Raw genomic sequence first — 12,232 nt, 5'->3', positions numbered from 1 at the left:
GCGTCCATGGACGCTCGCTCGGTGGGCAGAGCGGAACCCCCTGTCGGGGTGATTGCCGTCAGGTGTCGATGCGGCGGTCAGGGCCTCGGGAGCCGCTGTGGATGATGGCATCCAGGTCGGCTTCGGAAAACCTCAGGTGGCGTCCGACCTTGGTGCAGGGGATGCGCTCTGCGGCTGCCTTCTTGCGCAGCCAGGAGGCCGGTACCTGCAGCAGGGCGGCGGCTTGTTCGGGAGTGTGTAGCAGTCGCTGCGCGGCTTGTTCAGGCCCTTGGGCGCGTGGCTCGATGGGGGGTGGGGCGGGCGGCGTGCTGTCCGGCCCTTGACGGCGTGTGCTGGAGTCGTGTGATGTGGCTGGGCTTCGTGGGGGATGGTGTTCGGTGTCGGAGGCTTCAGTTGAGGGGCGGATGCTTTCGCGATCGGGGCGCAAAGGGGCCCGGGCTTTGCCAGACGTGAGGGGTACGAGTGGTCTCTTCATGGCACCTCTCATGAGTGGAACGCTGTGTCGTCCCGGAAGCCCTCTGCGCGACGAGGCACTTCCTCCGGCTGGACAAAGAGCGGTGGGGGTAGCGACGCGGCTGGGCGGACTTCTCCGTCGACGACTCTCAGGTCGCTCAGGTCGGTACGGGGGCCAGTGCCGGGCGGGGACGCCAGCAGCGCGCGGGTTCCTTTTCGGCGTGACTGGTGATGTGGCCGCCTACTGCGGGACGAAGACTGCTGATTGGTGTGGCCGTGTTGGGCTGTGGGCGCGGCGGTGGGTGAGGCCGACTGGCTGGTGCAGTGTCACCCTTTCTTCCGCCTGTCGGCCCGGTGGTAGTTGCAGCGGCCTGTTGTCGGCTGGATGGGGTACCTGTCACGGCCGGTGCGGGGTGTGTGCCGCGATGCAGTGGGGTGCGGTGCGGGCCGGGTGAAGATGAGCACGTCTTCGTGCTGTACGAGGTGGAGGGGGATGCCTTCGCGGCGGGCGTCGCGGACATTCTTCATCTGGAAGAACGAGGGACGGGCGATGAGTCGGCTGTCTCGGATGCCGGCGAGGAGGGCGACGCAGCGCTCGACGGGGGTGAGTCCGGCGGCTTGGCCGGCGGCGAGGACGGCGGAGGGCAGGTCGATGAGTTCGCCGCGTGTCCGCCAGGGCCGGGTGGTGACGACGGCGGTGCCGCCGGGGCGGAGCATGGTGCGGCATTGGGTGAGGATGTGGGTGAAGGCGTCGAGGAGTTGGTCGGTGGCGACGTGGGCGAGGTTGTGGGGGTCGCGGCTGTAGCGGTAGTGATTCTTGACCACGCCGCGCTCGCCGGTTTCACGGGTGGAGCGGACTTGGCCGTGGACGGAGGGTCCGTAGGGAGGTGAGGTGATGACGAGGGCGGCTGTGCCGTGCCGTTCCGGTGGGATGTGGGTGAGGAGGTGGCGGGCGTCGGTGCAGGTGACCGCTGCTTTGCCGGTGGCGCCTTGGCGGGCGGCGAGGGCGAGGTTGGTCCTGGCCATGTTGGCCCATTTCGGTTCATATTCGGTGCCGAAGGCATGGCGGCCGAGGTGGACGGCTTCGACGAGGGTGGTGCCGATGCCGCACATCGGGTCCAGGACCAGGTCTCCGGGCTGGGTGTAGGTGCGGATGGCGTGGGCGGCGATCGCGGGGAGCATTTTGGCCGGGTGATCGGCCGAGCCGAGGGCGTAGCGGTCGCCGCGTTGGGCGGGCGCGGAGGTGGGGGCGGTGTTCCACACCGATTCCCGGATGGACATGGCGTACCCGGCTTTCTATGCGCTGGTGATCGCGGACAGGACGATGAGGTCGGAGTGGATCAGGCCTGGCGGGGCGTCCTCGGGCGGTGTGGGCATGATGCGGTCATCGGCCGGGTGGCCGTGGACGATGACGATGTGCTGCAGGTAGCGGAAGCCGGCGGTGCGTGCTGAGGCGATCAGGGAGCCGAGAGGGTCGGTGAGGCGTCCGGCGTCGCGGTGCTGCCGGGTGGCGAGCAGGAGGAGTCCGTCGCTGGGCAGGAGGTGGTGGGCGCGGTGGAAGAAGCCGCTCCAGCCCTTCTCCATGGCTCCGGGCATCTCATCGGAGGTAGGGATCAGTTCGTCACCTGGGGTGGGAAGGGTGTCGGGGTGGAGTTCGGCGAGCAGGACCTGTCCGGTGCTGGCTGTGCTGTCGTTTTCGGGGGTGCCGGGGTAGGTGACGCAGCGGGTGCGGGTGTCCATGCCCGGTTCGGTGTCGCAGATGTGGATCTTGATCAGGGGTGCGTGGCGGTGGGTGAACTCGGTGCGGATCTTGTGGATCGCCCAGGGGGGCAGCACGCCGCCGGGAGCGGGTGCGTCCTTGGGGTCATCCGGGCCGGGGAGCCAGATGGTGGTTGGCAGCGTGCGGGAGGCTCCCCGCTTGTCGGGGGCGTTTCGGCGGTGTCGGGCGTTGGTCATCGGCTGGTGGCGCCCGGGGAAGGGGTCCGGCCGTCTGTGCTGACGTGATCAATAGAGATTCCGGGGATGGTCCTTTGCCATCTTCCGCGCTGTGTTCGAGGCTCTGGGCGCTCTAGTCAGGTAGCGATGCCGGCGCGGGGTTCCTGATAGTGCCGTTGGCTGACGTCGCAGGTCGGTAGGGGTGCGAGCCGGTCGCGAACCATCAGCGAGCCACCTGAGGGCCACCCCATTTGAGGGTGCGACAAGGGCCGGGAACTTCTTCAAGATCTTTTGTGTGCGATTCGTGCAGCGGCTGTGCGGGCCGTGGTGCTGCTCATAGCGGGCGGCCCAGGGGCGGGCCATCGCACAGGGCGGACCACAGGGCTGCTTGTTGCCTGGCGGTGGTGTGCTGGTGGGCCGGTGGTGGCGCGGCGGGTTGAAAGGGCTGGCGGCGGAAGTTGTCCGAACCGCTCATGGGAGTCGTGTCATGTACCACCGTCCTGCACCTCGCCGCCCGCACACCGTCGCTTCCTCGCCGCTGGAGGAGCTGGAGCAGTCGTTTCTCGCGCTGGCCCGCGCGGAGGCGCCGCTGACCTTGCCCGCGCATCTGGTGTGCGACGACCCCGCGGAGGGGGCCTGGCCGGTCGACCGGATCCGTACCCGGCTGGCTCACCCCAGCACCCGTCCCGAGCTGCGGTCGCGTACCTGGTGCGAGGTCGTGCGCCGCGCGCACACGCTCGGCGAGCCGTGGAGTGTAGTGGCCGTGGCCATGACCATTCCGGTGCTGCGCCGGATGCTGGCCCGCCTCCCCCGCCCGGCACATCTGGAGCGTCAGGAGGTCGAGCAGGAAGCCCTCGCGGCTGTGGCCGTCGCCCTCACGGAGGTGGATGCGGCTGATCCGGGTCTGGACCGGGAGCTGTTCGGCGCGGCGGACCGCGCCGTGCACCGCCTCGTCTATGCGGCCCGCCGCCGCAGCGAACGCGAGGCCGGTGAGCCGATGGCCTACCTCGGCCGCCTGCACGCCACCACCGGTATGGAGGGCGACGCGGTGACGGATGAGCACCAGGTGCTGGTCCGGGCGGTGCGGGCCCGGGTAGTGGACCTGGCTGAGGCGCAGCTGATTGCTCGTACCCGGTTGTATGGGGAGCCGATGCAGCAGCTGGCTTGCGAGCGGGGCGTGAGCATGCGTCAGCTCTATCGGCACCGGAACGCCGCGGAGCAGCGCCTGGCGTCCCACCTGCGCCTCCACGGCCTCCAGTAGGGGCCGCCGGGGAGGATTTTGGTTCCGGGGTGTCAAAATCCCGGGCTGGGATTCTCTATCAGGAGTGAAAGGGGGCGGCTCCTTCCGCTCATCGGGAGGAGCCGCCCGGCCTGGAACGGGGGCCGCATGCCGGCTCTCGCGTCTTCCAGGTCCTTTGCTGGGTGGGGGTGGGCACGCCGTCTCGTGCTGACACCCCGAGAGCCGTCCGCTGCTGCCGAAGGAGGCAGGCGCCGGGCGAAGGATCCGGCTCGCCCCCGCCCGTTCTTTTCATCCGCTGAGTTCTGCCTGGCTGTTCTCGTGTCTGAAGGAGGTGCCTTGTCATGCTCTGCCGCTTCCGTCGGCCGCACCTCGTCGTGCGTCGGCTACTGCGCCGTGGGGTCCGGCTGGTGTTCACCGTCGCTGTGGCCGCTGCTGCGCTGCTGGCGGATCCGCCCATGGTGTGGGCGGTGGCCACGATCCCGGAGGTCATCTCGAATCTGCGGGACTATGTCGTGGGGCTGCTCGCTGGGCTCGCCACGCTGTTCTTGACCTTCGGCAGCGTGCGCTATCTGACGGCCGGTGGCGACCCGGGGGAGGTCGAAGCGGCCAAGCGTGCGCTGAAGAGCGCTGGCATCGGCTATGGGCTGGCGATTCTCGCCCCGGTCGTTGTGGTTGTTTTGCAGCAGATCGTGGGCGTCGACGACGGCAGCGGGCAATGACTCGCGTTTGCCTGCGGGGGGTTCTTCTCCTGACACCCGTGGTCCTGTTCATCGGGGTCGGTCCGCTCATCGCGTCACCCGCACAGGCCGTCTCCCTGTCCGCACCGGCGTTCCAGCTGCCCGCTGCGCCGGCTGATCCAGAGCCGCTGCCTGAGCCCGGTCCTGGAGCAAGTCCGCCGGAACCCGGAGCCGGTTCTACCCGGCCTGGGGCCACGCCCGGTCCGAGCCCGGCGCCCGGCCATCCGTCCCGCAAGCCCTCACGCCCGCCGGCTCGGGAGCCGACTCCGGGACCGACGCCGCCGGCCTGCGAGGTCACCGGTGGCGACTGTTCCCCGGTCGGTTGGGGGCTGGATGGTCTCTTGGACATCCCCGGGATGATCGTGAACGCGATCACCTCGTTCCTGGGGCTGATCGTCGAGCAGATCATGAAACCGCTGCGGGAGCTGCTCGCCGACACCCTGCTCGCCACGCCCAATGTCACCAAGCACGCCGACCTGAAACGGCTGTGGACCGGGGCGATGGGCATCACGGTCGGCATCTACGTGCTCTTCGTGACCGCGGGCGGGGTCACGGTGATGGGGTATGAGACTGTCCAGACCCGGTACGCGCTCAAGCAGATCGCTCCCCGTCTGCTCATCGGGATGATCGCCTCGGCGACGTCGCTGACCGTGATGGGGAAGACCATCTCCCTCGGCAATGCGCTCTCCCACGCGATCATGGGCATCGGTATGACCGATGCCGGGCAGGGCCTGGTTGAGCGTGCCCTGCCCTTCTCTCTGTTCGGCGCGCCCGGACTCAAGATCTATCTGCTGATCGTCTCTATCGTCATGATCGCGCTGATCCTGGCGGTGCTGATCGGGTTCTTCGTGCGGGTCGCCGTCATGTCCCTGCTGGCGGTCTCCGGCCCGTTGGCGTTGGCCTGCCACGCCCATCCGCTCACCGACCCGATGGCCCGGCTGTGGTGGCGCGCGCTCGCCGGGTGTCTGGTGATCCAGGTCGCGCAGTCGATGACGTTCATCGTTGCGCTCAAGCTGTTCTTCGCCCCCGGGGCTACCGCGCTGGGGATTCCGTACTCGGACAAGCTGGGCGAGATGCTGGCCGGGCTCGCGCTGTTCTGGGTGCTGTTCAAGATCCCTGGCTGGACGATGCAGGTCGTCTTCCGTGCCACCCCCATCCACAATCCCCATGCCCCCACGGCGGTGCGGATCCTGCGCCATCTGGCGATGTACCGGCTCATGGACCGGTACCTGCCTGGCGTGCCTCTACTCCGCCGTGGTGGCGGCCGTCCCGGCGGTGGAGGTGGCATGCCTGGTCGTGGTGGGGGCGGCCGGCCACCGCGCCCAGGGCCTGGACCGGGACTGGGACGGATCCCTGGTCTGCCCGGTCGTGGCCCTGCTCCCGGCTCTGCGGGCGGGTCGCCACGCGTATCAGGATCCGGCGCAGCCGCTGGTTCTTCTGGCGCAGGTGGCGGGTCCTCCGCCTCTGTGGCGTCAGGCGTCGGCGGATCAGGGCTTGTTCCGGCGGCAATGCGCCTGGCCCAGGGTGCACCGTCTGGCCGTCTGCGAGCCGCCTCGTCACGTACTCCGAGTCTGGAAGGTTCCCGCACGGTGATCCATCCCTCGCAGGCGCGCCGCAAGCAGCAGCTGAAGCTGTCTGTGGCCGCGCAGCGTGTCCCCGGCCGCCCGCGGCGCCCCGTCCAGACCTGGCTGCCGATCCGGGCCGAACGTACCCCCCGCGCGCAGGCCACGCCCCTCAGCCTTTCTTCTCTTTCTTCAGTGCGACCGCCCATGAGTCCGGCCGGGTCGCGGATGCGTTCGCGCCAGCTGGTGTTGCCGGTTCCCGCCGAGCGGGTGCGTCTGCGGGCCGCCCGTCCAGCGCAGTTGCGGTTGCCTCTCGAACCGCCCCGGAGGTGAGTGTTCATGACGGATGTGAACGACGAAGGCGTTGCCGCTACCCGCATCCCCGCCGATATCGCCCGCCCCGACCGTGTCCTGGGGCCGCTCACCGCGCGGCAGACCGGGATCCTGGCCGCCGCCGCGCTGGCGCTGTATGGCGCGTACTGGATCGTGCGCCCGGTCATGGCCCCGCTCCCCTATTTGGTGATGATCGTGCCTGTGGCCGGGGTCGTCACCGCGATCGCGCTGGGTGCCCGGGAAGGCATCGGTTTGGACCGGTTCCTGCTCGCTGCCCTCGCCCACGCCCGTACTTTCAAACGGCGTGTGGACGCCCCGGAAGGTGTGCCGGCGCTGCCTGACATCGTGAACGCTCGCCTGGCGCAGGCGGCCGGGCCCATGCCGGCGGCGGTGCGGATGCCCTGCACCGGAGTCAGCGCCGTGGGCGTACTGAATGTGCGCGGGCGGGGGCGGGCGGCACTGGCGACGTGCTCGACAGTCAATTTCGACCTGCGCAGCGGCGCCGAGCAGCAGGGCGTGGTCGCGGCGTTTGCCCGCTGGCTCAACTCGCTGACCGGCCCGACCCAGATCCTGGTCCGCTGCCACCGCACCGACCTCACGCCCCTGGCCGACCAGCTCTACCACCACGCGCCCGCTCTTCCGCACCCCGCCCTGGAGCAGGCAGCGCGCGCTCACGCCGACTACCTCGCCGGGCTAGCAGCAGGAGGGGGGCTTTTGACGCGCCAGGTGGTGCTCGTCGCACGCGAAGAGGCCGCGCGACATCAGCCTCGGTCGGCAGCTGGAGGCAGTCGTGCCATCCAGCGCATCCACGAAGCAGCCCGGGCACTCGCACCCGCCGAGATCAGCGTCATCCCCCTGCGCGCCGATGAGACGGCGGCTCTGATCACCGCCGCGTGCAATCCCGACTCTCCCACCAGGCCGGTGGGCACCGAAGTTGAAGGAGACGACGCGTGATCCAGCTGTTGAAGGCCCGCCGCGCTGCGGCCGACACGCTCGTCCGAGGCGAGAACCTGCTGGAGGCGGTCGGCCCGGAGGCCGTCGAGATCCACGCGCGCACCCTGGCGGTCGGCGGCCATCTGGCTTCCACGCTGGTGGTGACCGGTTATCCGGCCGAGGTCACGCCCGGCTGGCTGGCTCCCCTGCTGAACTTCCCCGGGCACCTCGACATCGCGCTGCACATCGGCCCGGTCCCCAACCCGGTCGCCGCGGCCGGGCTGAAGAAGCAGCGTGCCCGGCTGGAATCCGGCCGGCGCGGCGGCCTCGACAAGGGGCACCTGGACGACCCGGACGTCGAGGCCGCCGCTGCCGATGCGGCCGAGCTCGCCTACCGGATCGCCCGGGGTGAGGGAAAGCTCTTCCAGGTCGGGCTGTACATGACCGTCCACGCCGCAGACGAGGACACGCTGGCCGAGCAGGTCGCTGCCGTTCGAGCAGTTGCGGAATCGCTGCTGATGACGGTCGCGCCGACCACCTACCGAGCGCTGCCCGGCTGGCTGGCCACCCTGCCGCTGGGCATCGACACGCTCAAGGTCCGCCGCACCTTCGATACCGCAGCGCTCGCCGCGTGCTTCCCCTTCACCAGCCCCGACCTACCCCCTCCTCTCGCCGAAGGTGCCGGGGGCGGAACTCCCTCGAGGGTGCTGTACGGGTTGAACGCCGTCTCCGGCGCTCCGGTGCTGTGGGATCGCTTCGGGTGCGACAACTACAACTCCATCACGCTGGCCCGCTCCGGTGCCGGCAAGTCCTATCTGGCCAAGTTGGAGTTGCTGCGGCTGCTGTTCACCGGCGTGACCGGCTCCGTCATCGACCCGGAGAACGAGTACGTTCGCCTCGCGGAGACCGTCGGCGGAAACGTCGTCGCGCTCGGCGCGGACGAGGTGCGCCTCAACCCCTTCGACCTCCCACCCCACGACAGCAGCGCTGGTGAGGATGTGCTGACGCGGCGGGTTCTGTTCCTGCACTCCTTTCTCTCCACGCTCATCGGCAGTCCGTTGGAGGGGGCGGAGAAGGCCGTACTGGACCGGGCGATCCTCGGTGCCTACCGCCGGGCCGGGATCACCGCCGATGTGCGTACCTGGACCCGCACCCCGCCCGTGCTCGCTGACCTGGCCGCCGTGCTCGCCGAGGATGGCAGCCAGGCGGCCACGGATCTGGCGGAGCGGCTCGCGCCGTACGTCACCGGGTCGCATGCCTCGGTGTTCAACGGCCCCAGTACCGCGATCACCTCGGGGCATCTCGTGGTCTTCGCGCTGCGACAATTGCCGGAAGAAGTCAAGGCTCCGGCGATGCTGCTCGCGCTGGATGCGATCTGGCGCCAGGTCACCGCCGCCGGCCGGCAGGGCAAGCATCTGGTGGTGGTTGACGAGGCGTGGCTGCTGATGCGCGATACGGCAGGGGCACGCTTCTTGTTCCGGATGGCGAAGGCCGCGCGCAAGTACTGGACCGGGCTCGCCGTGGTAACCCAGGATGCCGACGACGTGCTCGCCTCTCCGCTGGGCCGGGCGGTAGTGGCCAATGCAGCGACACAGATTCTGCTCCGTCAGGCACCCCAGGCCATCGATGCGATCAACGAGTCCTTTCGCCTCTCGCACGGCGAGAGGGAGTTCCTCTTGTCTGCCGGGCAGGGCGAGGCGCTGCTGCTGGCCGGGGAGCGGCACAAGGTCGCACTGATGTCCGTGGCCGCGCCCGGCGAGCACGAGATCATCACCACCGATCCCGGAGAACTCGCTGCTCAGCACCTGGCCGACGACACCGATCCCGATGGCCTGTACATCGATGAAGATCCCAGCGGCGAGGGGTGGGACCGGTGACCGTGAACGCACTCGTGACCGCGGCCGAACCGCACGGGCTTGTGGTCGACTTCCTCACGGACCCCGGCGCCTTCTGGGCCGCCGCCGGCCGACGCGTGCTCGGCTGGATTGCCCCGTACGCGCCCGTGCTCGCCCCAGTCGCCACAGCCGTGGCCGTCTGCGCTGTCGCCGCACAGAGTCGGTTGCGTCGCCAGCGCCAGCGGCGCTTCGCCGAGGGCGCGCGCTGCGTGGAGATCCTGGCTCCCCCGCGGGTTCCTGCCAAAGGCGGCGAAGTCCTCTGGGCGCAGCTGTCTGGTCTGTTGCGGCCGTGGTGGCGCCGCCTAGCGAGTGGGCAGCCACATCTGGGCTTCGAATACACCTGGACCCACACAGGGCTGGGCATCCGGCTGTGGGTGCCGGGCACGGTACCGCTGGGCCTGGTGCGGCGCGCGGTGGAGGCGGCCTGGCCCGGGGCCCACACCCGCGTGCTGGAACCGCCGGGGCTCATCCCGCCCGGACACGTGGTCACCGCGGGCCGGCTGCGTCCGGCACGCCCGGAGGTGCTGCCGCTGCGCACCGAGCATGCCGCCGATCCGCTCCGCGCCTTGTTGCAGGCCGCTACCGGTATGGGCGAGGACGAAACGGCGCTCGTGCAGATCCTTGTCCGGCCTGCCACGGGGACAGCTGTGCGACGCGCCCGCCGGGCGGCGCGGCGATTGAAGGCCGGCCAGTCCGCCCGGCGGCTCCCCGCACTCGGCGCCCTGCTTCTCCACCGGCCGCAGCCCGTTATCACGGGGCGGCAGGATGTCGAGCACAGTGCGGCCATCCGCCAGTCCGCCTCCAAGCTCGCCGGCCCCCAGTGGCAGACGGCCATCACCTACGCCGCCACCTGCACCGCCGAGCAGAAACGCGCTGAGGACCTGGTCCGAGGACGGGCTCACGCGCTGGCCTCCGCTTTTGGACTTTTCGCGGAGCGCAACTGGCTCGCCCGTTCCCGCTTGCCCAAGCCACATCGGCTGCTGGAGGGACGTCTGTTCCCTCAGCGTGCCGCGTTGTTGTCGGTCCCCGAGCTCGCGGCCCTCGCCCATCTGCCGCTGGATGCGGACGCCCCAGGTCTGCGGCGCGCCGGCGCCCGGTCCGTCCTGCCGCCACCCACCGTGCCCCAGCCCGCACCTGGCGCGGGCGTCAAACCGCTCGGCCACTCCGATACCGGCGCCAGGCGCCCCGTGGGTCTCGCGGTCGCGGACGCCCGTCACCATGTGCACTTGATGGGCGCAACGGGGTCCGGGAAGTCCACCCTCATCGCCCATCTCGTCCTCGACGACGTGCGCAACCGCCGGGGAGCGATCGTCATCGATCCCAAAGGCGATCTGGTCACCGACCTCCTCGCCCGGCTCCCCGACACCTGCGCCGACCGCCTCGTCCTGATCGATCCCGATGATGTACACGCCCCGCCGTGCCTGAACGTGTTCGACGGTGCGGACATCGACGTCGTTGTCGACAACATCACCGGCATCTTCCGCCGCATCTTCACCGCCTTCTGGGGCCCCAGGACCGACGATGTGATGCGCGCCGCGTGCCTCACCCTCCTCAAGCACCGCTCCCTCAGCGGCCAGCTGGTCACCCTCGCCGACGTGCCCCGCCTCCTTGGCGAGCCCGCCTTCCGCCTGCGGCTGATCCCCACCATCAAAGACCCCGTCCTCCGCGGCTTCTGGGCCTGGTACGAGTCGATGTCCGAGCCTTCCCGCGCCGCTGTCGTGGGGCCGGTGATGAACAAGCTGCGTGCTTTCCTTCTGCGTGAATTCGCCCGTCGGGCCATCTCCGCAGGCCCCTCCACCTTCGAACTCGGCCAGGTCCTCGACGGTGGCATCCTCCTGGCCCGCCTTCCCAAGGGCGCCCTCGGCGAAGAGACAGCGCGGCTGCTCGGCTCCTTCATCGTCGCCGGGACCTGGCAGGCCGCCGCGGCCCGCGCCCGGACCCCCGAGCACCAGCGCATCGACGCCGCCCTCTACGTCGACGAGGCGCACAACTTCCTCACCTTGCCGTATCCGCTGGAGGACATGCTCGCCGAGGCCCGCGGCTACCGGCTGTCCATGGCGCTCGCCCACCAGCACTTGGCGCAGCTCCCGCGCGATCTGCGCGAGGGGATCTCCGCCAACGCTCGCAACAAAATCTTCTTCAACGCCTCGCCCGAAGACGCGAGCGCCTTGGAACGCCACACCCTGCCCACGCTGGCCGCACACGACCTGGCGCACCTCGGCCCCTACCAGGCCGCTGGCCACCTGCTGACCGGCGGAGCCGAATCCGCGGCCTTCACCCTGACCACCCGGCCTCTGCCGCCCCCGGTCCCCGGTCGCGCGAGCGACCTGCGAGCCGCCGCCGCGGCCCGCACCAGCACCCGGACCGCCACGGGCCCCTGACACCCCGCTGCCTCGGCACACGTCCCTCGTTCCGCCCAACTCTCTCCTCTTGGTGGTGATCGCCCATGCCCGCTCTGCCTCGTCCTGCCTCCGGTCCCGGCTCCCGCTACACCGCACGCGCCGCCACACCGACGTCGTCTCGCTCACCCACCGTCTCACCGAACGCGACCTGTGGCTGACCGCCATGGCCCACGAACACCGTGTCCTGACGGCGCCACAGATCACTCGCCTGGCCTTCAGCAGTCCGCGCTCCGCTCAGCGCCGACTGCGCACCCTCCACCAGTACGCCGTCCTGGACTCCTTCCGCCCCCTGGTCCAAACCGGCTCAGCCCCCGAGCACTACACCCTCGGCCCTCTCGGCGCCACGCTGCTCGCCGCCCACACCGGATGCGAACCCACGGCCCTGGGATGGCGCCCCACCACCACCGGCCGCATCGCCTACTCCCCCTCCCTCGGTCACGACACCGGAGTCAACGAACTCCTCACGCTCCTGGCCGCCCAGGCCCGCCACACCCCCGGCAGAGGTCTTGCCCTGTGGTTGTCGGAACGCTCCTGCGCACGCCGCTGGGACGACATGATCCGCCCCGACGCCTACGCCCACTGGCAAGACCCATCCGGCGCTACTGAGAGCCCGCGCGCGTTGCCGTTCTTCCTCGAATACGACACCGGCACCCAGCCGCTGTCCCGGGTGGAGGCCAAACTCGCCGGATACACCGCCTTCACCACCTCCACCGGCACCCGCCCCGCCCTCCTCATCCACACC

10 protein-coding genes are annotated in these 12,232 nt (G+C 70.1%); 7 read left to right on the top strand and 3 right to left on the bottom strand.

What is annotated here, in order from left to right; all coding sequences use genetic code 11:
• Positions 1-58: 58 nt before the first annotated feature.
• The 3 genes from CCN51_RS60395 to CCN51_RS47335 all read right to left on the bottom strand — a co-directional run bounded on the left by CCN51_RS60395 (position 59) and on the right by CCN51_RS47335 (position 2,409).
• Entirely contained in the window at positions 59-475 is a 417-nt protein-coding gene (locus CCN51_RS60395) for a helix-turn-helix domain-containing protein (RefSeq protein ID WP_078610724.1), read from the bottom strand.
• Positions 476-780: 305 nt separating this feature from the next.
• Positions 781-1,734 (bottom strand): TRM11 family SAM-dependent methyltransferase, encoded by a 954-nt coding sequence (locus CCN51_RS47340; RefSeq protein ID WP_014181135.1) that lies wholly within the window; start codon positions 1,732-1,734, stop codon positions 781-783.
• Positions 1,735-1,749: 15 nt separating this feature from the next.
• Positions 1,750-2,409 carry a hypothetical protein gene (locus CCN51_RS47335; protein ID WP_014181134.1) on the bottom strand — a complete coding sequence of 220 codons (660 nt, stop codon included), beginning with the start codon at positions 2,407-2,409 and terminating at the stop codon, positions 1,750-1,752.
• Between the two features lie 466 nt (positions 2,410-2,875).
• Here CCN51_RS47335 and CCN51_RS47330 point away from each other — a divergent pair, with 466 nt between their 5' ends.
• The 7 genes from CCN51_RS47330 to CCN51_RS47300 all read left to right on the top strand — a co-directional run.
• The gene (locus CCN51_RS47330; RefSeq protein ID WP_014181133.1) at positions 2,876-3,649 is read left to right on the top strand and encodes a hypothetical protein; all 774 of its coding nucleotides are present in this window, start codon (positions 2,876-2,878) and stop codon (positions 3,647-3,649) included.
• Positions 3,650-3,969: 320 nt separating this feature from the next.
• Positions 3,970-4,347, top strand: a complete 378-nt coding sequence (locus CCN51_RS47325; RefSeq protein ID WP_014181132.1) for a pilin — start codon at positions 3,970-3,972, stop codon at positions 4,345-4,347.
• Positions 4,348-4,706: 359 nt separating this feature from the next.
• Positions 4,707-6,260 (top strand): TrbL/VirB6 family protein, encoded by a 1,554-nt coding sequence (locus tag CCN51_RS47320; RefSeq protein WP_238545508.1) that lies wholly within the window; start codon positions 4,707-4,709, stop codon positions 6,258-6,260.
• Between the two features lie 6 nt (positions 6,261-6,266).
• Complete coding sequence (locus tag CCN51_RS47315) at positions 6,267-7,214, top strand: PrgI family protein (protein ID WP_043492270.1); 948 nt, start codon at positions 6,267-6,269, stop codon at positions 7,212-7,214.
• The gene (locus CCN51_RS47310) at positions 7,211-9,070 is read left to right on the top strand and encodes a VirB4 family type IV secretion system protein (RefSeq protein ID WP_014181129.1); all 1,860 of its coding nucleotides are present in this window, start codon (positions 7,211-7,213) and stop codon (positions 9,068-9,070) included. The genes CCN51_RS47315 and CCN51_RS47310 overlap by 4 nt, the downstream gene beginning before the upstream one ends.
• Positions 9,058-11,469, top strand: coding sequence for a DUF8128 domain-containing protein (locus tag CCN51_RS47305; RefSeq protein WP_014181128.1), 2,412 nt, complete (start codon positions 9,058-9,060; stop codon positions 11,467-11,469). The genes CCN51_RS47310 and CCN51_RS47305 overlap by 13 nt, the downstream gene beginning before the upstream one ends.
• A 55-nt stretch (positions 11,470-11,524) precedes the next feature.
• Positions 11,525-12,232 (top strand): replication-relaxation family protein (locus CCN51_RS47300; RefSeq protein ID WP_245881826.1); only part of this gene is annotated, 708 nt, incomplete at its 3' end.

This window comes from Streptomyces milbemycinicus (assembly GCF_002154605.1).
GTDB lineage: Bacteria > Actinomycetota > Actinomycetes > Streptomycetales > Streptomycetaceae > Streptomyces > Streptomyces milbemycinicus.
Note: the sequence above shows the minus strand (reverse complement) of the source record. Positions and strands in the feature narration are given on the sequence as shown.